This is a genomic window from Bartonella henselae str. Houston-1 (assembly GCF_000046705.1).
Classification (GTDB): Bacteria; Pseudomonadota; Alphaproteobacteria; order Rhizobiales; family Rhizobiaceae; genus Bartonella; species Bartonella henselae.
The window spans coordinates 227,889-252,052 of the sequence record NC_005956.1 but is presented as its reverse complement, the minus strand read 5'-3'; the positions used below and the strand labels follow the sequence as shown (position 1 = coordinate 252,052).

Annotated in this window: 18 protein-coding genes; 7 read left to right on the top strand and 11 right to left on the bottom strand. The window is 37.2% G+C overall.

The genetic code is table 11. The features are described 5' to 3' along the window. Positions 1–132: 132 nt before the first annotated feature. Together guaA and AYT27_RS00940 are read right to left on the bottom strand one after the other, a co-directional pair. Positions 133–1,689: a glutamine-hydrolyzing GMP synthase gene (gene guaA / locus AYT27_RS00945; protein ID WP_011180134.1), complete on the bottom strand. Its 1,557-nt coding sequence runs from the start codon at positions 1,687–1,689 to the stop codon at positions 133–135. Positions 1,690–1,820: 131 nt separating this feature from the next. Next, positions 1,821–3,107 carry an RsmB/NOP family class I SAM-dependent RNA methyltransferase gene (locus AYT27_RS00940; RefSeq protein WP_011180133.1) on the bottom strand — a complete coding sequence of 429 codons (1,287 nt, stop codon included), beginning with the start codon at positions 3,105–3,107 and terminating at the stop codon, positions 1,821–1,823. 522 nt (positions 3,108–3,629) lie between these two features. Between AYT27_RS00940 and AYT27_RS08975 the strand changes: the two genes are divergently transcribed. Continuing rightward, on the top strand, positions 3,630–3,779 hold the full coding sequence (locus AYT27_RS08975; protein WP_172642075.1) for a hypothetical protein: 150 nt from the start codon (positions 3,630–3,632) through the stop codon (positions 3,777–3,779). A gap of 186 nt (positions 3,780–3,965) precedes the next feature. Here AYT27_RS08975 and guaB read toward each other — a convergent pair whose 3' ends face one another. From guaB to AYT27_RS00925, 3 genes are all read right to left on the bottom strand, one after another. Beyond that, positions 3,966–5,465, bottom strand: a complete 1,500-nt coding sequence (gene guaB, locus AYT27_RS00935) for an IMP dehydrogenase (protein WP_011180132.1) — start codon at positions 5,463–5,465, stop codon at positions 3,966–3,968. A 151-nt stretch (positions 5,466–5,616) separates the two neighbouring features. Next, complete coding sequence (locus tag AYT27_RS00930) at positions 5,617–7,188, bottom strand: phospholipase D family protein (RefSeq protein WP_011180131.1); 1,572 nt, start codon at positions 7,186–7,188, stop codon at positions 5,617–5,619. A 427-nt stretch (positions 7,189–7,615) separates the two neighbouring features. After that, positions 7,616–9,001: a sigma-54-dependent transcriptional regulator gene (locus tag AYT27_RS00925; protein WP_011180130.1), complete on the bottom strand. Its 1,386-nt coding sequence runs from the start codon at positions 8,999–9,001 to the stop codon at positions 7,616–7,618. A gap of 253 nt (positions 9,002–9,254) precedes the next feature. Between AYT27_RS00925 and AYT27_RS00920 the strand changes: the two genes are divergently transcribed. After that, positions 9,255–9,614 (top strand): hypothetical protein, encoded by a 360-nt coding sequence (locus AYT27_RS00920; protein WP_011180129.1) that lies wholly within the window; start codon positions 9,255–9,257, stop codon positions 9,612–9,614. A gap of 186 nt (positions 9,615–9,800) precedes the next feature. Here the strand turns inward: AYT27_RS00920 and AYT27_RS00915 are convergent, their stop codons facing one another. Next, positions 9,801–10,796, bottom strand: a complete 996-nt coding sequence (locus AYT27_RS00915) for a KpsF/GutQ family sugar-phosphate isomerase (RefSeq protein WP_011180128.1) — start codon at positions 10,794–10,796, stop codon at positions 9,801–9,803. 33 nt (positions 10,797–10,829) lie between these two features. Beyond that, on the bottom strand, positions 10,830–11,723 hold the full coding sequence (galU, locus tag AYT27_RS00910; RefSeq protein WP_034447673.1) for a UTP--glucose-1-phosphate uridylyltransferase GalU: 894 nt from the start codon (positions 11,721–11,723) through the stop codon (positions 10,830–10,832). Positions 11,724–11,993: 270 nt separating this feature from the next. On the opposite strand from galU, the gene AYT27_RS00905 reads away from it, so the two are divergent. Then, a complete protein-coding gene (locus AYT27_RS00905) occupies positions 11,994–13,250 on the top strand; it encodes a lytic murein transglycosylase (RefSeq protein WP_011180126.1) in 1,257 nt (418 codons plus the stop codon). Between the two features lie 15 nt (positions 13,251–13,265). Beyond that, positions 13,266–14,327, top strand: coding sequence for an SGNH/GDSL hydrolase family protein (locus AYT27_RS00900; protein WP_011180125.1), 1,062 nt, complete (start codon positions 13,266–13,268; stop codon positions 14,325–14,327). A gap of 156 nt (positions 14,328–14,483) precedes the next feature. Here AYT27_RS00900 and AYT27_RS00895 read toward each other — a convergent pair whose 3' ends face one another. Further along, complete coding sequence (locus AYT27_RS00895; protein ID WP_011180124.1) at positions 14,484–16,508, bottom strand: M3 family metallopeptidase; 2,025 nt, start codon at positions 16,506–16,508, stop codon at positions 14,484–14,486. A 352-nt stretch (positions 16,509–16,860) separates the two neighbouring features. On the opposite strand from AYT27_RS00895, the gene mgtE reads away from it, so the two are divergent. From mgtE to ppa, 3 genes are all read left to right on the top strand, one after another. After that, positions 16,861–18,237, top strand: a complete 1,377-nt coding sequence (gene mgtE, locus AYT27_RS00890) for a magnesium transporter (protein WP_011180123.1) — start codon at positions 16,861–16,863, stop codon at positions 18,235–18,237. 1,440 nt (positions 18,238–19,677) lie between these two features. Next, complete coding sequence (gene typA, locus AYT27_RS00885; protein ID WP_011180122.1) at positions 19,678–21,504, top strand: translational GTPase TypA; 1,827 nt, start codon at positions 19,678–19,680, stop codon at positions 21,502–21,504. Between the two features lie 66 nt (positions 21,505–21,570). After that, positions 21,571–22,101, top strand: coding sequence for an inorganic diphosphatase (gene ppa, locus AYT27_RS00880; RefSeq protein WP_011180121.1), 531 nt, complete (start codon positions 21,571–21,573; stop codon positions 22,099–22,101). A gap of 463 nt (positions 22,102–22,564) precedes the next feature. On the opposite strand, the gene AYT27_RS00875 is transcribed toward ppa, so the two are convergent. The 3 genes from AYT27_RS00875 to AYT27_RS00865 all read right to left on the bottom strand — a co-directional run bounded on the left by AYT27_RS00875 (position 22,565) and on the right by AYT27_RS00865 (position 24,108). Further along, on the bottom strand, positions 22,565–22,900 hold the full coding sequence (locus AYT27_RS00875; RefSeq protein WP_011180120.1) for a DUF167 family protein: 336 nt from the start codon (positions 22,898–22,900) through the stop codon (positions 22,565–22,567). A gap of 30 nt (positions 22,901–22,930) precedes the next feature. Next, positions 22,931–23,218: a YggT family protein gene (locus AYT27_RS00870; RefSeq protein WP_011180119.1), complete on the bottom strand. Its 288-nt coding sequence runs from the start codon at positions 23,216–23,218 to the stop codon at positions 22,931–22,933. Positions 23,219–23,547: 329 nt separating this feature from the next. Then, a complete protein-coding gene (locus AYT27_RS00865) occupies positions 23,548–24,108 on the bottom strand; it encodes an invasion associated locus B family protein (protein ID WP_011180118.1) in 561 nt (186 codons plus the stop codon). Positions 24,109–24,164 lie beyond the last annotated feature (56 nt).

The window sequence follows — 24,164 nt, the reverse complement described above, 5'->3', positions numbered from 1 at the left end:
AGATCATAACTTTGAAGAGCTAACTCCGGATAAACAACAACTTTTTAGGAAGCTCGTTTGTTTCTGTCCACTCTTGCTAAGATTAAAATCTAAACAGTACTCTCTTGTTAAAAATGCTTAATTGAATTTCAATCATTCCCACTCAATAGTGCCAGGAGGTTTTGACGTTACATCATAAACAACACGATTAATACCTCTCACTTCGTTAATAATACGTGCTGCTGTTTTGCTTAAAAACTCCATATCATAGGGATAAAAATCAGCGCTCATTCCGTCTACAGATGTTACTGCACGAAGAGCACAAACAAATTCATAAGTACGTCCATCACCCATAACCCCGACAGTTTGAACAGGCAGAAGAATAGCAAATGCCTGCCAAATTTCGTCATAAAGACCGGCTTTACGGATTTCATCAAGGTAAATAGCATCCGCTTCACGTAGAATTTCTAACTTTTCACGTGTCACTGCACCTGGGCACCGAATTGCAAGACCAGGACCTGGAAAAGGATGACGGCCGATAAACTGCTCTGGCAATCCTAACTCTTTCCCTAGAGAACGAACTTCATCCTTAAATAGCTCACGCAATGGCTCTACAAGTTTCATGTTCATCCGCTCCGGTAATCCCCCTACATTATGATGGCTTTTAATTGTTACCGATTTACCAATAGCTGATATACTCTCAATGACATCTGGATAAAGCGTGCCCTGCGCTAAAAATTCTGCACCGCCAATCTTTTTGGTTTCTTCTTCAAAAACTTCAATGAAAAGGCGGCCTATCGTTTTGCGCTTTTTTTCTGGATCTATCTCACCTTCTAGAGCATTGAGAAACATATTGGCGGCATTAACATGAATAAGCTTTATATTATAATGATCTCGGAATAATGTAAGAACTTCTTGAGCCTCATTTTTGCGCATCAACCCATGGTCTACCAAAATACATGTCAGTTGATCTCCTATTGCTTCATGAAGGAGCACTGCCACAACTGATGAATCCACACCACCTGAAAGACCACAGATGACACGACTTTTTCCTACTTTTTGCCGTATCTTAGCAATTGTCTGCTCACGATAAGAAGCCATTGACCAATTGCCTTTAAGATTAGAGATTTTAAGAACAAAATTTTGCAAAAGTTTTGTACCATCTAACGTATGGACAACTTCAGGATGAAACTGCACTGCGTAAAGGCGCCTTTTCTCATCAGCAATAGCAGCATAGGGAGCGCCTTTTGAGGTCCCTATAACACGAAACCCCTCTGGTAAAGCCGTCACGCGATCACCATGACTCATCCATACTTGATAACAAGAGCCTTTTTCCCAAACACCCTCAAAAAGTGCACTGTTTTCTTGTACCTCTAAAAAAGCCCGCCCAAATTCACGCTCATGTCCTGATGCAACTTTTCCACCAAGCTGAACGCACATGATTTGTTGACCATAACAAATACCAAGAACTGGAATATCCATTTCAAAAATTTCCATCGGAGCACGCGGTGAACCTTCATCAATAACGGAATAAGGACTGCCTGATAAAATAACAGCTTTTGGTTTTATCCTTTGCATGCCCTCTAAAGCTAATTGAAAAGGAACAACTTCACAATAGACACCCATCGCTCTTACTCGCCGTGCGATAAGCTGTGTAACTTGTGAACCAAAATCAATAATAAGAACAGTGTCTGAATGTGATATGCTCATAGAAAACCAATCAATAATTGTAAAATATAGCCCATAAGATTTATTGTTCAATTTTTCTCTCTTACAAGCCTATTTGCTTAAGAAAAAGGTCATTCTCATAAAATTTAAGATAAAAAATGCGAAAAGATGTCTCAATGTTTTTTTTGCAACACAGATAAAAAGAAACCATCTGTTTTTGTTGTTGCCGGCGATAAAGTAAGTCCATAATTTGAAAAGACCGGTTGCACAGATGAAGAACTAAAATGTTGCTTCCAAAGCGCTCGCATATCTATTGCATAAAAATTACAATGCTGTTGAAGAAAACGAGAAATTTGCTCTTCATTTTCATCCACAAAAAGAGAGCACGTAATATAGACTAAGCGCCCATTCAATTTAAGATAGTCTATAGTCTCATTCAAAATAGCTCTCTGTTCCCTTTGGCGTTGTCTTACCTGTTCTAACGTTAAACGCCATTTCGTATCTGGATGCCGCCGCCATGTTCCTGTACCACTACATGGAGCATCTAGCAAAACTCTATCCATCCGACCTACTAAGGACTGCAATTCTTCTCTTTGCGCCCGCGGCTGTACATTACGAACACCAGCGCGTCGAAGACGATCAAAAATAGGAGCTAAACGGGCTTTATCGGAATCATAAGCATAAATTTGCCCTTGATTCTTCATACTGGCAGCTAAAGCCAAAGTTTTTCCACCAGCACCGGCACAATAGTCCAATACTTGCATTCTTTCTTTTGCTTCTACCAGGTGAGCAACAATTTGGGATCCCAAATCTTGTATTTCAAAATGCCCCTTTTGGAAAGCTGGTTTAACTTGAACATTGGGATGACGTCCAAATTTTTCAATCGGTGCAATTCTTAAGGCTTGCCGAAACCATGAAAAGGATTGAACTTTGTTTTTTGCTAACTCCTGAAAAACCTTCTCTGGCGTTGCCTTCAAACTATTCACACGTAAATCTAAAGAAGGACGTGTTGCTAATGCAGCAGCTTCAATGACCCAATTGTCGGCAAATAAAGGACGCAAATGCGCTTGACACCATTGGGGAATATCACCACGAATATAGTCTGGTGCATCAACTAATTGCCGCCTTTGCCATGATTGACGCTGCCTCATCCCTAATAACTGCGGTGCAAATCGATCCCCTTCTAATTCACCGTCAATTTGTTCAATGGTCATTTTATTAGTATCTAATAAAGTTCCAAAAACACTATCCCGAATATCATCACTCTCCATACGCCATTGTAAAGAATAACGTCGTCTTAAGACATCATAAACAATTGTACCAATTGCTGCACGATCACTTGCTCCTGCAAAGCGATGACAAACTCCCCAATCTTTTAAAGCTTCACCTATTGGGCGATGCCGAATTTCTATCTCTTTTAGAACATCTATTGCTGCTTGCAAACGCCCACCTAAGCGCATTCATCTCTCCCATTGAATTCTATAAAAACCTAAAAAATTTAAGAAAAGAACAACATTATCTCTCTTACTGCCAATGGAATCCTCTCAAAATTACCTCAAGTTTGCATTGCATATTGTATGATTCTGATTACGTTTTTTGATAGTAGCAAAACTTTTTCCCTCACGTACTATCCGTTCACATTGCTCTCATCTTAAAATACACATAAGTCTAGCTTGATATTACAAAACAGAATGTACCCTTAAAATCCCTCTTCCAATAGAGGTACGCAGAAATTGTCACCACCTTTATTCCTTTATAAATGAATTTTCATAGCTCTCTATAAACAGTACAGAACATCCGATATCCACTATCTTGAAAATGCTCTCTTTCTGAAAATGAAAAGAAACACTTTTACTAAGACCTGCACAGTTATCTTATTCCTAATAAAATATTAACTTTTTAGAAAATGCTTGGAACCACTATTTGGCATTACCGTTTTTACTATACTGGCCATAAGCCAGATAATTTAAAAGGAGAAAATAATGAACACTTACAATAATGGGAAAACAACTTCATCTAAAGGCCGTCACAATACACTGCCCTCAAACAATGGAAAGAAATCCATCCAAAGTGATCAGGCTAACACTCGCCAACGCGCGTCAAAATCAGAGCGGAAGACGACAAAAAGTTAATTCCTTTAATTTTATATAACTTACAGAAAGAATTGGAATGTTAACCTCCAATTCTTTCCCTCCGATTGTTTACCTTTGTGCTTTTTAGACTATTGTATCAAATCACAAGAGAAAAAACGACTATTTCCGTACGGTTTTCTAAAAAGTCTTCGAGATTTTTACAAAATGACTCTAAGCTTTTACGCATCAAACAGGTCTGCGATAATTTGGACTTTCCCGTGTGATAGCAACATCATGTGTATGACTTTCATGAAGTCCAGCATTCGTAATACGAACAAATGTTGCTTTTTCGCGAAACTCCGCTAGATTTTTTGCCCCAACATACCCCATCGACGCACGCAACCCACCAGCTAGCTGATGCAAAACCGACGCTATCGGCCCTTTATAAGCAACTTGACCCTCAACACCCTCAGGCACCAATTTAAGTTCATCACGAACTTCATCTTGAAAATAACGATCTGCCGACCCTCCCACCATAGCACCAACAGATCCCATACCGCGATAAGCTTTAAAAGATCGTCCTTGATAAAGATAAACCTCACCAGGGCTTTCTTCTGTACCCGCCAAAAGAGAGCCAATCATAACAGAACAAGCCCCACCTGCCAAAGCTTTCGCAAAATCTCCCGAAGCTTTGATCCCACCATCAGCAATCACAGGAATACCTGCTTTGTCAGCAACTTCTGCAGCACTCATAATGGCCGCAAGTTGCGGAACACCCACCCCTGCAACAATGCGCGTTGTACAAATAGAACCAGGACCAATACCAACTTTTACAGCATCTGCACCACTATCAATCAAAGCTTGTGTTGCTTGTGGAGTTGCTACATTACCAGCAATAAGAGCTGGAGAAAACGCCATTTTTTTAACACGTTCAACTGTTTCTAGCACACGCTGAGAATGTCCATGAGCCGTATCAATTACCAGCACATCTACTCCTGCATCAATTAATCGTTCAGCTCGCTCAACACCATCATTGCCTACACTCATTGCAGCAGCAACACGCAAGCGACCTTGCGAATCTTTGGCAGCATTTGGATTTAATTGTGCTTTTTCAATATCCTTCACTGTTATCAAACCAACACAGCGATTGTGTTCATCCACAACCAATAATTTTTCAATACGGTGATGATGTAAAAGATATTTCGCTTCATTGAGTTGGACATTTTCACGCACTGTGATCAAATTTTCATGCGTCATTAATTCATAAATTTTTTGTTTTAGATCTGATGCAAAACGCACATCTCTATTCGTCAAGATACCAACAAGCCGTCCAGCAGTCTCACCTTTAATGCCATTTTCAACAACCGGAATACCGGAGATACCATGAGAGCGCATTAAAGCTTTTGCCTCTTCAAGTGTTGCATCAGGACCAATTGTTACGGGATTAACAACCATACCAGATTCAAACTTTTTTACTTGACGGACTTCTTCAGCCTGCTCTGTAGGAGACATATTACGATGGATAACGCCAAGACCACCAGCTTGAGCCATAGCAATTGCCAAACGCGATTCTGTCACAGTATCCATTGCAGCAGAAAGCAACGGCAAATTCAGCTTAATATCAGCTGCAATACGCGTGCTAAGATCTACTTGACTAGGCATTACAAGAGAATGACCTGGCTGTAAAAGCACATCATCAAAAGTCAATGCTAATGCACCTGTCCCTGTTTCAACAATCTTTGCCATAGCCAAATTCCTTTATATAAAAAAACACTGTCAGTAGTTTTGAATACAACTGCGGTTCTCATAAATTGTGGATTGACACAAAATTATGCCATGCTTAAAAAAAAATGAAAAGAAAAATAAAAATAATTTTTTTGATTATAGTTTATAAAATTTACAATTGTGATTCAATCGGTAACCAACTTATTATTTTTGCAAACGCACGACGCCAAAAATTGCTTTCTGGCTCATAATTAACGCTATACTGTTTTTCGTTTTCAATAAAATCCCAATAAATGCGGTTGTTGTCATTAAGACGGAGATGATAACTCATTTCACCCGTCGTTTCTTCAGCAAAAAGCAAATCTAATCGCGTTGTAATGGGGGCACATTCAAAAAGAATACCCATTTCTGTATTCAACGCAGCTGATCGAGGATCAAAGTTTAAAGATCCAATAAAAGCAGTTTTACGATCAACTAAAAAAGCTTTGGTATGTAAACTAGCCTTACTTGATCGAAACAGTCGCAACCCGTGCATATTTCCACCTGGTTTTAACTCATAGAGCTTAACACCACTTTTCAATAACATCTTACGATAAGGTACATAACCACCATGCACGAGTGCCACATCAGTGGCTGCTAAAGAATTCGTAAGAATTTTGACATCAACACCTTTTGAAACCAAATTGCTAAAATTCTGCGTACCTACCTTACCAGGAACAAAATAAGGTGATGTAATCTGAACCGTTTTTTGGGCGTCTTCAATAACCTGTGAGAGTGCTTTCATGAGCCAATTTTCTGCTTTTTTGCGCAATACTTTTTCCGGAGGATCAGAAAGAACAACAACTTTATCTGCTAAAAATAATCGCTTTCCTGTCTGAATAAAACAGTCAAAACTAATATGCTTCTTGACATAATCTAAATAAACTTTTGCAGCTTTGGAATCACGAAATTGTCGTAATTTTTCCCTCCAAAAAGCAAGATCATTTACACTTTTAGGAACAACTAAAGTGTGAATCGGTAAAACGACAGCGCTATTCCAAAAATCATCAAAGATGTTTTCCACCTTTTTAACCGAAGGACCTATTAACATCAAATCTAAGTCTCGAAAATGTGATTCTTTACCAGCGTCAAAATAAGAGTCTGCAAGATTACGTCCCCCTACAAAAGCCATACGACCATCCACAATAAAAGCCTTATTATGCATTCTGCGTGTTACAGTAATTGCCCGCAATATAATCTCTAAACCACGGCGTACACCACCCTTACGTGATCGCCCTGGATTAAACATTCTTACTTCAATATGGGGATGTTTATCTAGCGCCATATAAGCTGGATCACGTGCCTGAGCGTTAATATCATCTAAAAGAAGGCGCACACGAACACCCCGATCAGCAGCCTCCACTATTTCACTTAATAATAAGCGTCCTGTTAAATCATCGTCCCAAATATAATACATGAGATCAAGACTACGCCCAGCCTTTGCTGCTCCTACCGCACGAACACAAAACGCATCCAAGTTGCTGATGATAAGCGAAAGAGCATCTTTATCAACCCCTAACCCATCGGTTTTCTCCGCTAATTGACTTATTATACGGTCAAGCTTGGTTTCATCTTTCTTAACAGTCAGCGCATAAGAATGCTCCCCCCGAGCATTTTTAACAAAACGCCCATAAGTGTAAATCGCTAACATAGACGCAATAAAAAAAAATATGATAAAACTGATAACAATCTGTAACAGAGTCAAAGAGAATCAACTTTCTATTTTTAAGCTATCACACTATTCTAGATAGGAACCAAAACAACTAAAACCAATAAAATCAATGATTCTACCTTAATCGTGCAAAAGGTAGAATGTCACTTCTTGCTTAAGAGAATATAAACCCAACATCAATGATTCCAGAATTTTAGCTTCAATGCCAAAAAGCGTTAAAGCTATTCTTATCATCTTAAATCAAATTGCGCTAAAGTCAGGAAAATTGAAACAAGAAAAAAGCTAAAAACAATTGATCAAATAAAATCTAAACTCATTGTGTTTACAAAATTATCCTCAACCCTAAGCTCTGTAATAAATGACATTCTTTTTAAACGCTTAAATTCCTCTGTTGTCTTCATCAGAAACTTCTACACTTTTTTACATCATATTTCTCGTGAATAGAGATTCGTCATGGATTTTACTTCCGTTCTTGACTGCTTATTGCTCTCAATCCCTCTATTTTTCGATAAAGGGTAGAACGCCCTATACGAAGACGGCGCGCAATCTCACTCATATGTCCCTTATAATGTTTAAACGCTTTTTCAATAATATCACGTTCCATCTCAGCAAAAGTACGAACATGCCCGTCAACATCCAAAAATTTTACAGATTCTTGCTCATGATCCTCTTGCATATTACTTTCAATAATTTTTGGAACATTCATTAATGAATTTCCCATTAATTGTGGAAAATCTCGAACAGTTAACAATGGCCCATCACTGAGTAAAATCGCACGAAATAAAAAATTCTCAAGTCCATTCCGATTACCAGGCCAATCATATTGCATAAGCAATGAAAGAGCCGAACCTGCTAAACCATGTACATGGGACCGCCCTGTTTCCGTAATAATGCGATCAATCAAACGTTGTGTAAGATCTGGAAAATCATCCCTTAATTCTCGTAAAGCAGGAACACTTATAGATAACTGAGAAAACTGTTCAAACAAACTATGTAAAAAAAAGCCTTCTTTAACGAGATCAGAAAGCCGAGACGTTGAAATTGCAATGATCCGAAAAGGAAAAACTTTGTCCTTCGTAGCCTTTTCCCTTTCTTTAAGGTAATGCATGAAACGCTTTTGCTGTATAGGCTCGAGTCTATCAACATCACAAAGGCATAACGTTCCCTTTTCAAGAGAAGAAACCAGTGGTATAAATTCTTTAAACCACTGGTGATTTTCTTCTTCTGGATCAACGATAGCTAAACATTGGAAGCGAATAAAATCTCCCTCTGACAACAAACCCTCATGATGAATAATGCGGGCTAATGTTTCGCGGCCAGTTCCAACTTCACCTTCTATCAAAAGATTCTGTAAAGAAGACGCTGCTCTTTTCGATTGCTCTAAAACTATCTGCATTGCCCTACTTTTTATGGAGAGGTCAGAAAATCGCAAATGATTTTCTTTTTTTCGCCGAATATAATGAACCTCACGCTCCAATGCAGAAATGAGGGCAAGAGTATCTAACGTGACTCTCAACCGTAGTAATGTCACTGGATGAATCCAATAATCAATAGCTCCAGCTGTTAAAGCTTTCTGGAGTAATTCTTGATTCTCTTGCTGTGCTATCACAACAATAGGAACGGCAACACCAGCAACTCTAATCATTTTAATCAAATCACCCACACTCAAATCGCTCATGACAACATCAAGGAGTGCAAGCACAATATTTTTACGTCTGTGTAAAAGATCGATTGTACGGAGGCCATTTTCTGCTTCAATAACACGGTAACCAAAGCCGCGCAGCATAGCAGAAAGCTCTACACGCCTCCCATAATCTTCACTCGCAACAAGAATGGGACCAACCATAATTTTAATAATCTCCTTTGAGACTACTAAGCAGCTTAATGTAAGAATCGTTGTAAACCATAAGAAATATTTCGCCTCTTGTGTTTCACATGTGAATTTCACCAAGCGGTTACTTAAATACAACATTAAGGCATTTTTTTCCATTTTTTTGCTTTTTCATTGATTTTCATCAAATTTTTCATATTGACTCATGGAGTAATTTAACAATCTTATAGAAGCAAAAGAGCAGGATAACACAAATAGAGTAAAAAAAATGAAGCATACTTGCCGTATTTTATGTCTTATAATCACAGCTTTAGGATTAGGTGCCTGCGGCTTTTCGCAATATTATGGTCCAAATATACAAACAGGAATTGATGGAAAATGGCTTGATGAAAACGGTATTATTTCCTCTTTCCAAAATGGTGTTTTTGAAACGCGAGCAGCAGATACAGAAGAAAAACTATCAGAAGGTACCTATAATTATGTCAGTGCTCAACATATAGAAATTGAAATACGCTCCATTCTCCGTGGAACAATATCTAAAGTCAGTTGTATGATATCGCATAATGCAACACAACTTCTCTGTACATCACAAACAGGAACACAATTTTTCCTTAAGAGAAAATTTTAAATAAAATAAACAAAGTCAAAGCTTCTATTAAAAACATAGAAAGCATCCTTATAATAGGAGGACACAAATCTCCCTGCGCGAGAAAAATATCCTTTAAAATACGAAAAACACTCCTCTTTTTCCAAAAAATATCTCAATAAAGCTGTTGCACAAAACAAAATTTTATCGAATGTGGGTATTTTTTACTTAAGCAGCACCAATGCGTAAAAGATCGTGAAAGTGAACAATTCCTATCGGCTTCTTATTTTCAACCACGAAAAAAGCCCCAATATGGTGCTCATTAATAAAAGCTGTTGCAGCACCAACCAGTGTATTTGGCTCGACAATTTTGGGATCCTTTGTCATTAACTCATCAACATTAAATTTCGATAAGTTAACGTGAATGTTGCGTGCAAGATCACCATCCGTCACAATTCCAATTAATTCACCTTCTTGATTCACAACACCCACACAACCAAAATGTTTTTCAACCAAAACACTCATAGCTTTAGCCATGGCTGTACCTTGCGCAACCAAAGGAATACTTTCACCCTGATGCATAATATCACGAACATATTTAAGACTTGCACCAAGAGAACCACCAGGATGATAAATTTTAAAATCTGTCGCAGTAAAACCACGCATTTCTAAAAGAGCAACAGCTAACGCATCTCCCATTGCCAATTGCATAATTGTTGAAGTTGTAGGAGCAAGCCCGTGAGGACACGCCTCTTCTATCTTTGGCAATAAGAGTACAATATCCGCTTGCCGTCCTAATACAGAGTGCTCCCCCGATGTCATGGCAATAAGTGGCGTGCGAAACCGCGCAGCATGGTTGATAATGCCACTTAATTCCGAAGTTTCGCCTGACCATGACAAAGCAAGAATAACATCGTCAGATCCAATCATACCAAGATCACCATGATTAGCTTCTGCAGCATGCACAAAAAAAGCAGGCGTTCCGGTCGAAGCTAAAGTTGCAGCAATTTTTGCACCTATATGACCACTCTTGCCAAGACCAGTAATTACTACATGACCATTAGCATTTCTGATAGTTTGAACAGCAGCTTGAAAAGCGGAAGAAAGATATCCAAGCAAAGCTTCTTCAAGGGCTTCAAGCCCTTGTTTCTCACTTGCAATTGTTTTAAATGCCGATGTAACAGTGCTTTGTAAAACCAACATATGGGAAGACTGTGCTGTCATGATTAAATTTGATAAATGAATTTAATGAAAGATCTATAACTTTTCTATTTTAATGATTTCTAGTAAATTTTTCAATGAGGCAGAAACTTGGCTGTGCATATCAGCGCGTGCTAAAGAAAATGCAACGTTAGCTTCAATAAAACCAGCTTTAGAACCACAATCAAAAGTGCGCCCCTCTAACTGAAAACCAAAAAAATCTTGCTCATTTAAAAGCCGCATCATCGCATCTGTTAACTGAATTTCGTTTCCTGATCCTCGTTCTTGATCGGAGAGAATATTAAAAATTTCTGGTTGTAAGATATAACGCCCATTGATGTATAAATTCGAAGGAGCTGTTCCTTTTTTTGGTTTTTCTACCATTTTTGTAATTTCAAAACCATTTGCAATCTGTTTGCCTTTTCCAACAATACCATATTTATGTGCTTCTCCAGGATCACACTCCTGAACCGCGACAATATTGCCACCAGCGGTTTTCTCATAAAGATTAACCATCTCAGAAAGGCAACTCTTTTTAGCTTGTATAAGCATATCGGGTAACAATAAAGCAAAAGGTTCCTCCCCAACTAACTCACGCGCGCACCAAAGAGCATGTCCTAGCCCCAAAGGCTGTTGTTGGCGCGTGAAAGAAGTTGTCCCTGGTGGAAGTTGTAAAGCTTGTAAATGATCAAGTTCTCCTCTCTTACCACGTTCGGCAAGTGTTGTATATAATTCAACTTGCGTATCAAAATAATCCTCAATGACTGCTTTATTACGTCCAGTCACAAAAATAAAATGCTCAATACCTGCTTCACGTGCTTCATCTACTACATATTGAATAACAGGCTTATCAACAACAGTTAGCATTTCTTTAGGAATTGTTTTTGTTGCAGGTAGAAAACGCGTACCAAGACCAGCCACGGGAAATACTGCTTTCCGAATTTTACGCACTTTCATCCTCCCGATTCATCTTATAAGTTACTGATTTCATTTAATATATGTTTTTACTAAATGGTAAAAAAGATATCTTATTCTTTTAATTGCCATTATAATGGACAGAAATAAAGATGCAAAAGTATGATAGTTTATTGAGAGTATTCCTTTAAAACGAATAATCCATTTCAGCCTTTTTTATTTACTTGATAATATGATTAATAAAACCAAATACATAAATGAAATCCTTGCACATAAAAATATTTGAATATTGAAAGGAATTTTAAAATGCAAAAAACAGAATCTAAGACCTTCTTTTATTCAGAGAAACCGATAAATTCTAGAGCTCTTATCATTGGTTTAGCGGTTCTTTTCTCTGTTTTTTTAATGTTTTTTGCACAACTTTCATACGCTAATGTTGGTTTTCAACAGTGGATTAAAGAATTTAAAAAAGTAGCTCTCACCAATAATATTTTATCCTCTACATTTGATATGGCTTTTAAAGGAATCAACGCAATTGATCCAGAAGTTTTAAAAAAAGCCGCATACCAACCGGAATTTGTTGATCCTTCATGGAACTATTTCGACAATCGTGTTCATGACATTGCAATTATGGAAGGACAGAGCCAAACTAAAAAATGGCAAAAGTGGCTTTCTCAAATTGAAAAACGTTTTGGTGTTGATCGTAATATCCTCCTGGCGATTTGGTCAATGGAAAGCAATTATGGAAAAGTTTTAGCAAATAAAGATGTGATGCGTGATACCATTCGCTCATTAGCAACCTTAGCCTATGCTGATCAAAAACGCGCAAAATATGCACAAGCGCAATTGATTGCTGCCATGACAATTCTCCAAAACGGTGAAATTACACGTGCACAACTTACTGGCTCTTGGGCTGGTGCAATGGGACATACACAATTTATTCCAAGCAGTTATCTCGCTTATGCCATTGACATGGATGGGGATGGACGACGTGATATTTGGACTTCTGTTCCAGATGCCCTCGCAACCGCTGCTAATCTTCTCTACATGAATGGTTGGCAGTCTAAACTTCCTTGGGGAGTGGAAGTTAAATTGCCGCAAGGAAAAAATCTTCCCGAGGATTGGCATTCATTTGAACAATGGGCAAAGCTAGGTGTAAAACAGGCGAATGGAAAACATTTGCCTTCATTATCTGAACGAGCAATATTGAAATACCCAGATGGGCCAGAAGGACCTATATTTTTAGTAACAAAAAATTTCTTTGTTCTTAAACGTTATAATAATGCAGATCGCTACGCTTTCGCTGTTGCACTTCTTGCTAACCGCATTGCTGGACATTCTGGATTGGTTCAAGATTGGCAGCGACCATTTCCGCCTCTTACTTTTTACGAACGCAAAGAACTGCAATCTCGCTTAGCAGCACTTGGCTATTATAAAGGAGAAATGGATGGCATAATCGGTACAGCCTCTCGAAAAGCACTTAAAGCTTTTCAGCTGCGCCACGGCTTAACAGCAAATGGATATCCAACCCCTGAAGTTCTCTCCCTTCTTCGAAAACAATAATCTGGAGTAAAGTGTTTGTTCCTTTTCCGTCCGATACTCCTGATTTTTCTGCTTTTCTCTCTCCTTGTCGTGAGTGTCATACAACCATCTCCAAGTCAAGCGACGAACTTCTTTAAATGGTTGTTAGAACATAACAAACAAGAACAAAAACCACCGCAAATTATAGAACAAAAAACATACAAACCACAAAAGACTATAATACAAAAAAACACACATAAGCTAAAAAAAGAGAATGCAAAGCGCATTCTCGTCATAGGGGACTTTGTAGCTTCTGCTGTCGCTAATGCACTCAAAAATCTTTTTACTGATAATAGCGATATCATCATCATAAATAATACAATACCGGATTCTGGTTTGGTCAGAACTGATCACATTTCTTGGAAAAGCAATCTTTCTGAACTCATTGATAAAAATAAACCTGACGTTATTATCATGATAATCGGTGCAAATGATAATCAACCGATCACAACGTCTTACGGCATATTCAGTGTGCTTCAACCGGAATGGCTCAACATCTATAAACAAAGAATTATCGAAATTACTGAAAGCCTTCACACTTCGGGGAAACCATGGATATGGATGGGACAACCTGCTTTTGGAAATGAACACTTGACACAAAAAATGAAAATTTTCAATGAACTCTACAGAAAAGAAACAGAAGTAGCAGGAGGATATTTCCTCGATATTTGGAATGGTTTTACTGATGAACAAGGTCGATTTTCTTTTTCCGGTTATGATATTCATGGAAAAATAGCCAAATTACGTACAAATAATGGCATTCACTTTACCTTTGAGGGAAAGAAAAAACTTGCTTTCTATTTAGAAAAGCCATTGAAAAACATTCTAAATTTTGATTCATCCCCCTATAAAAATAGATATCTCACAAACACAAATAATCGACAATTTATTACACAAGAGCCCAATAATATTCTACAGCAACCGCCAATGAGCCTCGATGACATAGCACAACAAAATACCCGCCTACTTAACAAAATAAATCAAAATTTCGTCAAAAAATTATGGTTTCCGCCAAATGGTCACCAGAAAGATCGTGCTGACAATTTTTCTCTTCCCTAATATCTTGAAAAAACAGAGATTCTTATTTCCCTAACAAACTAAAATCTAAATACAATAAAAATCTATTTTATAAGATCATGATAAGATAAAAATTCGCATAAATCTTAACTGCTGATAAGAATATAATGGTATAATTTACAGCATACCGTTCCACTTTTATAATCCACGTTTTTTAATCATCGCCTCTGGTGAAGGCAAACGTCCCCGAAAAGCCTTATAGAGCTCCTCTGGATCCCGGCTCCCTCCAGCAGAATAGATAAAACGTTTTAACCGATCAGCGAGCTGTGAATTAAAAACATCACCGGTTTCTTCAAAAGCCTGAAAAGCATCGGCATCTAGCACTTCTGACCATAAATAAGAATAATAACCAGCTGCATAACCATCACTTGAAAATATATGCGTAAAATGTGGAGGACGATGACGCATTATAATTGTATTAGGCATTTGCAACTTCTCCAATTCCTGATGCTCAAACATTGTTGGATCAGATATCGTTTCTCTCTGATGAATAGCCATATCCACTAAAGCTGATGAGATAAATTCTACCGCAGAAAAACCAGCATCAAATGTCTGTGCTGATACAATTTTATCCATCAATGCTTGTGGTATAGGAAGCCCCGTCTTTGCATGTGTAGCATACGATTTTAAGATCTCTGGTACGGTTAACCAATGCTCGTAAAGTTGAGAAGGAAGTTCAACAAAATCCCGCGAAACCGATGTGCACGCTACAGATGGCCACGTTACATCAGAAAGCAAACCGTGCAATGCATGTCCAAATTCATGAAAAAGTGTTTGTGCATCATCAAGTGATAAAAGAGCAATCTCGCCTTTGGGTGGCTTTGCAAAATTACAAATATTGTAGATAATAGGCTTTTGCCCACCATCCAATTTATGCTGCACTTGTAGACTATTCATCCATGCTCCAGATCGCTTTGAAGAGCGTGCAAAATAATCACCAATAAAATGCCCAAGAAAACTTCCATCAGATTTCTTTACTTCCCATAAACGTGCATCAGGATGCCAAAGTGCAACAGCATTTTTTTCTTCAAATGAAATCCCAAAAAGTTTTTTTGCTACAGCAAAAGCCGCTTCAATTATGCGATCAAGCTGAAAATAATATTTAATTTCAGCGCCATCGAAAGAAAATTTTTCAGCACGAAGTTTTTCAGCATAATAACGCCAATCCCAAGCTGCTAAAGATTCATTGCTGCCCCGATTATTTGCAAAATTTTGCAATTCAATCTGTTCGCTTGCAGCCTTAGCTCTTGCACGTTCCCATACAGGTGTGAGCAATCCCATAACTGCATCAATGCTTTTCGCCATAGTATTATCAAGTTTCAAATCTGCGAAAGACTTATACCCTAATAATTTAGCCTTTTCATTTCGAAGTGCAACAATCTCTAAAAGAATTGCACGATTATCATTCTCGTTATTATTTTCACCGCGCTTAGACCAAGCTTGAAATGCTTTTTCACGCAAATCACGACGATGAGAAAATTTTAAAAATGGTTCAACAATTGAGCGTGCCAATGTTAAAGCATAAGCGCCCTCATGTCCCCTTTCGCACGCAATTTCTTTCATTGAAGCAATAAGATCATCTGGTAAACCAGACAAATCTGTTTGTTCTAAAAATAAAATCCATTCAGCTTCATCTTTTAAGACATGTTGACCAAAAGTAGCATTTAAAAAAGCAAGCTTTTCATTAATTTCAACGAGCCTTTTCTTGCTTTTTTCATCAAGTTTTGCACCATTACAAACAAACTTTTTCCACCATAATTCAAGGACACGCGTTGTTTCATTATCATACACACCTTGCTGCGACTGTTTATAAAGCGCGTTTATTTTCGCAAATATCCGTACATCCATCATAATTTTCGAAGAATAACGAGAAAGCTTTACAACAAATTCTTGTTCTAACTGTTGAATCAACGCATTACTATGAGCACCTGAACGCAAGAAAAATATTGAACATACACGATCAAGCCTTTTTCCAGAAAGTTCAAAAGGTTGCAAAAAACTCTCAAGCGTTGGTGGCTCTTGCACCATTGCAATCGTCTCGATTTCTTCCTCTGCTTCTTTAAGCGCTTGTTCAAAAGTGGGCTTAAAATCTTCATCACTTATTGAAAAAAAATCAGGAAGTCCTGAAAATCCCTTCCAGTCCAACAGTGCTGCTTTTGTCATAATATTCTCTCTCCATTTATAACTTAAGGGGAGTAACAGTTATCTTTACGGATACAAATTGATAAATAATACTATAAAATTATTTAATGTGCTTCGAAAGTGTCTTTCAGTCCTCTATTAAGGAAAGAAATAAAGGATTTTTTTATCATGAGGAAATAAACAAAAATAAAAATCTCTACATACTTGATTAATGAAATTGTTTATAACTGCAATCTATCCTTGACTTTAGTTCAAATATTAACAATTGGAAATATAATTGGTAGGGGCTTTTTTAAAATCTTCCATAACTTTTGTTTTATCCTATCTATAACCTGAATTTATAATTATCCAATCCTTCGGAAGGTACTTTATTATGACTGAAATTAAAACGACCTTCGACTTCAAAAATTCTTCTCCTGAAGTTCTCGCCGAAGAATTAAAAAATTATCATTTTGCTGACTCAATTGATATCATCAATGATCTTGATATCATGGAACGCGTCACTATTCTTAGCCTTTTACCTCTTGATTATACCATTGAACTCTTTGACAAACCAGAACTTGAACAACCAGCAGCTATTCTTGAACTTCTCCCTGTAAACCGCTCAATTGAAATTCTTGATGGCATGTCTGCCGATGCCGCTGCTGATGTCTTTCAGGAAATGGATACAGAAACTCGCACGCGGCTTTACGCATTACTCAAACCCATAACGCGCGCTGAGCTGAAAAAACTGACCAGTTACCCTGAACATACAGCGGGTGCATTGATGACAACAGAGTTTATAGCTGTTCCTGCAAACTGGACCGTAAAAAAAACTCTAAATCATATTCGTGATGTTGAACGAACACGTGAAACAGTTTATACAAGCTATGTTATCGACCCTAAAACAGGCACTCTTCTTAAAGCTGTTTCGCTGCGTAACCTTATCCTTGCTTCGCCTGATGATCAAATTCTAAACGTCTCTACACACGACACACCCATCACAATATCCCCCTTCACGCATCATGAAGATATTGCTCGTCTTTTCCAACGCCATGATCTTCTCTCTGTACCGGTTATTGATGATGGAAATCATGTCATTGGTATTGTGACAGTCGATGACGTACTAGACACAATGGTTGATGAAATGAGTGAAGATGCTTACAAATTTGGAGGTATGGAAGCTCTCGATAAACCCTATATGCAGATAAACTTTTTAGGGATGATGAAAAAACGTGGGGGCTGGCTTGCTTTACTTTTTGTTGGCGAAATGTTGACAGCCAGCGCTATGCAATATTTCGAAGCGGAGCTTGAAAAAGCTATTATCCTTACACTTTTCATTCCTCTCATTATGAGTTCAGGAGGAAACTCTGGCTCACAGGCAACATCCCTTATTATTCGTGCATTAGCTCTGCGTGAACTCACGCTTAAGGACTGGTGGAAAGTCATTATTCGTGAAATTCCCGCAGGGCTATCTCTTGGTATTCTACTCGGAATCATTGGAGTTATGCGCATTGTTTTCTGGCAACAGCTCGGTATCTATGACTATGGAAAACATTGGATGGCTGTTTGTGTAACGGTAGGAGCTGCTTTGGTTGGGATCGTTACATTCGGTTCCTTATCTGGATCCATGCTTCCTTTTATTCTTAAACGCTTGAGATTTGATCCCGCAAGTGCTTCAGCTCCCCTTGTTGCAACTTTAGTAGATGTTATGGGGATTGTAATCTATTTTTCTGTTGCCTCCGTCATTTTATCTGGAACTCTACTTTAAAAAACGCATTTTCTGCAACTTAAAATCTCTCCTGTTTTAACAACAAAAATAGCCTTACACATCTTAAAGTAGAGTTCTTGATACTGTCATTTCGTTATTGCAAATGCTCTTCTTTTTTCTACTTTCAGTGAGTATATTAAATACTCATCGTGAGTGCGACAACCCGTAGTTAATACTTTTAGCTTGCATAAGAAATTTTTCTTTAAGTTGCAAAATTTTTTTATTCGTGTTCTTCCTTTAGTTCTATGTTCTTTTTACAAATATTTTTCTGCATAACTGACTCAGAGAGTATCAATGGATTTGCCTCTTCGAGAGTTAAGCGTTTTTAGATGTTTGTTAGTGTAATTTATTAGATTTTTAAATTGGGTGTTTATTTTTCTCAGAGAGATTGTCAAGTTTTCAATTGAGAAAAATTATTCGACACCTACTTAACTGATCACTTGAACGATTATGTATGAAGGAACACATAATTAAGTGTCTTCCTTTCTCTGATTAACCATTGTTTATAAGACTTCCAACACCAACTCATTCAACAATGCATCCTATTCTTTTCTCACTTGCAAATCGGAAAATAACTATAAAATCTTCGTTTTAAGAAGGTGTATTGCAAATTTTCAAATCATACAGCTTTTACAGAATATACAAAAAATACCTCTTTCTTGATAGAGATATAAGGGATTACAAAATCAGTTACTTTTTCACCAGTCTTTTTATTTTCATAGGTTTATTGGCGTTTTGCAATCTCAAATTTTGGTTGTTCAATCCCCTTTTTGTATTTTTTATGCTTCTAAAGTTTTATTAAGTGGAATAGTTTTATTTATTTTTTTATTAAAAAATTCAACTTTGTTCAATTTCACAATGGTAAATTTATCTTGAATATTAAAATATATAATGTATTTTATTGAAATCATATGTGTTTAAAGAATTTAAATTCATTTTTTGCAACCAGTACCGTGAGCTCTTATTCATACGTCACTCCTCTTATTGACGTGCCTATAAATGATTTTTTCTTCATAATAAGATCAAGGGATATATAGGTAAAAAATATCACTGTGCTAAGCTATTCTAACGCAATAGAGAAAATGATGCTTATTTCAATTATAAATCAATGCTTTGCAAAACAAATATACAATGATTTTTGCTGTTAAGTTACCGGCAAAAGGCAAAAGCTAAAGCACGCGTTTTATTATAAAAGAGAAAAGTATATTATTTTTTTCTGCCCACATTGCTCATATAAAATACTCATACATGCAAAAGTTTTCGGAAAAACTTATCCAAGCCAACAGAGCATCAAAAATCTTTGTAAATACTTTTTCATAAAAATATTTCCTCCTCTTCCAAAATTATCAAAAAGCATGTACAACACTTTATAATAGTAAGGTAAAAAGCGCAAAAGCTTTGCCTCAAATGAAATTTCATTAAACGAAAAGAAGAAGATTTATGCAATTGCGTAACATTGCCATTATTGCCCATGTTGACCATGGGAAAACAACGCTCGTAGATGAACTCCTCAAGCAATCAGGAAACTTCCGTGATAATCAGCGTACCAGCGCACGTATGATGGATTCAAACGATATTGAAAAAGAACGTGGAATTACAATTCTAGCAAAAGTGACATCCGTTGTTTGGAAAGATACCCGAATTAACATTGTAGATACACCAGGTCATGCTGATTTTGGTGGAGAAGTTGAACGTATCCTAAACATGGTAGATGGAGCAATTGTGCTTGTTGATGCCGCTGAAGGTCCAATGCCGCAAACAAAATTTGTCGTTGGTAAAGCACTGAAAGTAGGATTGCGCCCTATTGTTGCTATTAATAAAATTGACCGTGCTGATGCGCGCGCCGATGAAGTCATCAATGAGGTTTTTGATCTTTTCGCTGCTCTTGATGCAAATGATGAACAGCTTGATTTCCCTATTCTCTATGGATCAGGGCGTGATGGATGGATGGCTGAAACCCCCGAAGGACCAAAAGATCAAGGTCTGAGTCCTTTGTTTGATCTTGTAACTCGCCATGTTCCTTCTCCTAGTATAGCAGAAGGACCATTCCGCATGATCGGAACTATTCTTGAAGCAGATCCATTTTTGGGGCGAATTATTACAGGACGCATTCATTCGGGTTCTATAAAGCCCAATCAAAATGTCAAGGTTCTTAGGCAAGATGGAAAAGTTTTAGAGACTGGGCGTATTTCAAAAATTTTGGCATTTCGTGGGCTGGAACGACAACCCATTGAAGAGAGTATTGCTGGTGATATTGTAGCAATTGCAGGTCTCCAAAAAGGCACCGTTGCTGATACTTTCTGTGATCCTGCAGTCAATGAACCTCTCACTGCTCAACCAATTGATCCTCCTACTGTAACTATGAGCTTTCTCGTCAATGATAGCCCTCTTGCCGGAACTGAAGGAGATAAAGTCACAAGCCGTGTTATCCGTGACCGTTTGTTAAAAGAAGCAGAGGGTAATGTAGCCCTTAAAATTGAAGAATCAACCGATAAAGATTCTTTCTATGTTTCGGGACGAGGAGAATTGCAACTCGCAGTCCTCATCGAAAATATGCGGCGTGAAGGATTTGAGCTTAGCGTTTCACGTCCACGCGTTGTTATGCAAAAAGATGAAAATGGAACAACTCTTGAACCAATCGAGGAAGTTGTCATCGATGTTGATGAGGAATATTCTGGAACTGTTGTTCAAAAAATGTCCGAACGTAAAGGTGAAATGATTGAACTACGTCCCTCTGGAGGTAATCGTGTACGCTTGGTCTTTTACGCACCAACGCGCGGTCTGATCGGCTACCAATCCGAGCTTTTAACTGACACACGTGGTACAGCAATTATGAATCGCCTCTTCCATGCCTATGAACCTTATAAAGGAGACATTGGTGGTCGTGTCAATGGTGTTATGATTTCAAATGATAACGGTGAATCCGTCGCTTATGCTCTTTTTAATCTTGAAGATCGTGGACCTATGATAATCGATGCTGGCGTTAAAGTCTATCAAGGCATGATTATTGGTATACACTCACGCGATAACGACCTAGAAGTCAATGTTTTAAAAGCAAAAAAACTAACCAATATGCGCGCTTCTGGAAAAGATGAGGCTGTAAAATTAACTCCTCCTGTTAAAATGACATTAGAACGTGCTCTATCGTGGATACAAGATGATGAACTTGTAGAAGTAACTCCTAAAAATATTCGTCTACGCAAACTCTATCTAGATCCCAATGAACGAAAACGTTTTGAAAAAACACGCTCATCACTTTCAAACTAATTTCAGAACTTCATTGATCAAATGTTTTATTGTATCTAGTTTAATTATTCCGGAAAGGATATTTACATGAATATTAAAGAGATAGCCGTTGGTAAAAATCCACCAGAAGATGTCAATGTCATCGTTGAAGTCTCTCTTGGTGGACAACCAATAAAATATGAAATGGACAAAAAATCGGGCGCATTATTCGTTGATCGTTTTCTTTATACCTCGATGGTTTATCCAGGAAATTACGGTTTTGTTCCACATACTCTTTCAGAAGATGGTGATCCCATTGATGTTCTGATCTGTAATACACGTCCACTTCTTCCTGGCTGTGTTATTAATGTTTACCCGATCGGTGCTCTGATTATGGAAGATGACGGTGGTAAAGATGAAAAAATTATTGCCATCCCTACTCCCAAATTAACACAACGATATAATAATATTCATGACTATACAGATCTTCCTGAAATTACACTTAAGCAAATTGAGCATTTCTTTGAACATTATAAAGATCTGGAACCTGGAAAATGGGCAAAAATTGAAGGTTGGCGTGATAAAAGTTTTGCACATGAATTGATTAAGCAAGCGATTGAGCGTAATAAAGAATTATAGCTTTTTCAGAAAAATCTAAGCCTGTTTTTGAGCAGGCTTTCATCTTTTCTTTAATATGATCAACCCATCACGCAAAATAGAATGTCATTGTCTTGCACATTCACGTGCCTATTTTAAAGAGACCCTCTCTTAATGCTCTTCCAAACCCATTTCACGACAACGTTCGTGAAGGGTATAGTGATAAAGCCATTGAGCACATCTTTACGCTTATGAAGCGTGCAAACAGATAGCATCATTCTTTTTGCCAACTCAAAATTTTGCAATAGCCTTCACATTGAAGCGATTCATAAGGGGTATCTTTATTCCTTTGTTAAGTGGTTTTTATCCACACGCTAATACCATACTTATGAAATACAAGCGAATGATTTTGATTGATTTACTATAAGAGAGTTAGGGATGAGAAAATCTTACGATATTCTGAGCTCTTATTCAATTATGAATAATAATGAATTATCTTTATAAATCAACAAGATAACTTATTTTTTGTAACGGCATGGTCTTCTAAAGCTCGTAATATTTCTTTCAATTTTTCTAAATATCCCGAAAAATAAAGCTGTTTGTAGCGCGATGTTCCACCACTTTTAAGAGAAATATAAGAAGATGGAATTTTCCATTGTTTTGCCAAAAATTTAATGAGTGCTTTATTTGCTTTTCCATTTTCAGGAATAGCACGAAGACGTATGACCAAATGCCGCTTTCCATCATTTTTGCATTCAATCCCCATTATTTTGTCACCTGAAGCCTTGGGAATTATATATACAAATAGAATGATATTATTTGTATCAACTTGATGAAACATTTTAGTTCACCTAATGTAGTATTTCTAGAATTACATACCCGCATAAACGTACCACATAAAGTTACGAATAAAATAAATAATTAGGAACACTACAATAGGTGAAATATCAACTGCTCCAAAATTTGGTAAAAACTGCCGTATAGGCGCCAAAACCGGCTCCGTAACGCGATACAAAAATCTCCCTACCAAAAAAACAAATCGATTGCGCGTATTCACAATGTTAAATGCATAAAGCCAAGAAAAAATTACATTTGCTATTAAAATATCAATATAAATATTGAAAATCAGGTCAATTACCTGAAGCAAAGCATAAACCATTCTTTATCTCTCTTTCAATCAAAGAAACAGAAGATTGTATATAGAGCATTTATTACAATAAACCTATTTATCAGTGATTTTATACTCCAATGCTTCTTTTTCCATGGACAGAAAATTAAAACATTCCAAATCTTTATCTCTCTATTATAATAATGATGAAACCTTAAAAACAACTGATCAAAACAGAAGTAAAAACGAACAATTTAAGAATCAGCAAAAAACTTTAAACATCTCTTTTATACAACCTTGCCGCTTTAGTTTAAGCCTATTGTAAAAAAAGCTTAAACTAAAAACGGCCTTAAAAGGCCGCCTTTGTTTTATTTTTGAGATTATTTCTGCAAAGCAATCAAACGATTAAGTGCATTGCTAAACCCATTTAGCTGAACAAATAAATCATTTAAAGGAGGTTCTCCTGGGGCAGCAATTGTCATAGCTAACTTCAAATGTTTCCCAGCACGTAAAGCTGCTACATAATTTTTATCAAAAACTATTGGAACAATACAACCTGCTGGCACACAAGTCCGAATACCGGTCTCAATAACAGCCTTTCCTTCATCGACTTGTAAACGAACAGGCTTAGAAACCAAAATGCCAAAAGGAACCGTTAAATTACCCGATACAACACCATCAGCATTAAGCACGACGCTCATAGCCACAACAACACGATTCTGGTCATTTACCTCTTGACGGTGCATAAAACAAACTTTTTTTCCCTCTTGTATACCGCAATTAATGCTCCACAAACCATAGGTTTCAGTCAAAGAAGAAGCACCATTTGGCAATGTAGCTACTGTATCTTTCGTAGTAGTGGACTTTGAATTTGATGCAAATGCTACAGAAGAAATACTCAAGAGAGTAAAAAATATAAATAAATTAAATAACTTTTTCATTTTATATTCCAGTTCTTTAAATAAAAGAAAATTACGTTTATTATTTCTTGAACGTT

Coding starts and splice junctions, on each gene's coding strand:
- mgtE (WP_011180123.1), top strand. CDS start 16,861: ATGACTGAAATTAAAACGACCTTCGACTTCAAAAATTCTTCTCCTGAA.
- AYT27_RS00920 (WP_011180129.1), top strand. CDS start 9,255: ATGAAGCATACTTGCCGTATTTTATGTCTTATAATCACAGCTTTAGGA.
- ppa (WP_011180121.1), top strand. CDS start 21,571: ATGAATATTAAAGAGATAGCCGTTGGTAAAAATCCACCAGAAGATGTC.
- AYT27_RS00865 (WP_011180118.1), bottom strand. CDS start 24,108: ATGAAAAAGTTATTTAATTTATTTATATTTTTTACTCTCTTGAGTATT.
- AYT27_RS00905 (WP_011180126.1), top strand. CDS start 11,994: ATGCAAAAAACAGAATCTAAGACCTTCTTTTATTCAGAGAAACCGATA.
- guaB (WP_011180132.1), bottom strand. CDS start 5,465: ATGGCAAAGATTGTTGAAACAGGGACAGGTGCATTAGCATTGACTTTT.
- AYT27_RS00925 (WP_011180130.1), bottom strand. CDS start 9,001: ATGGTTGGTCCCATTCTTGTTGCGAGTGAAGATTATGGGAGGCGTGTA.
- AYT27_RS08975 (WP_172642075.1), top strand. CDS start 3,630: ATGAACACTTACAATAATGGGAAAACAACTTCATCTAAAGGCCGTCAC.
- typA (WP_011180122.1), top strand. CDS start 19,678: ATGCAATTGCGTAACATTGCCATTATTGCCCATGTTGACCATGGGAAA.
- guaA (WP_011180134.1), bottom strand. CDS start 1,689: ATGAGCATATCACATTCAGACACTGTTCTTATTATTGATTTTGGTTCA.
- AYT27_RS00875 (WP_011180120.1), bottom strand. CDS start 22,900: ATGTTTCATCAAGTTGATACAAATAATATCATTCTATTTGTATATATA.
- AYT27_RS00895 (WP_011180124.1), bottom strand. CDS start 16,508: ATGACAAAAGCAGCACTGTTGGACTGGAAGGGATTTTCAGGACTTCCT.
- AYT27_RS00940 (WP_011180133.1), bottom strand. CDS start 3,107: ATGCGCTTAGGTGGGCGTTTGCAAGCAGCAATAGATGTTCTAAAAGAG.
- AYT27_RS00870 (WP_011180119.1), bottom strand. CDS start 23,218: ATGGTTTATGCTTTGCTTCAGGTAATTGACCTGATTTTCAATATTTAT.
- AYT27_RS00915 (WP_011180128.1), bottom strand. CDS start 10,796: ATGACAGCACAGTCTTCCCATATGTTGGTTTTACAAAGCACTGTTACA.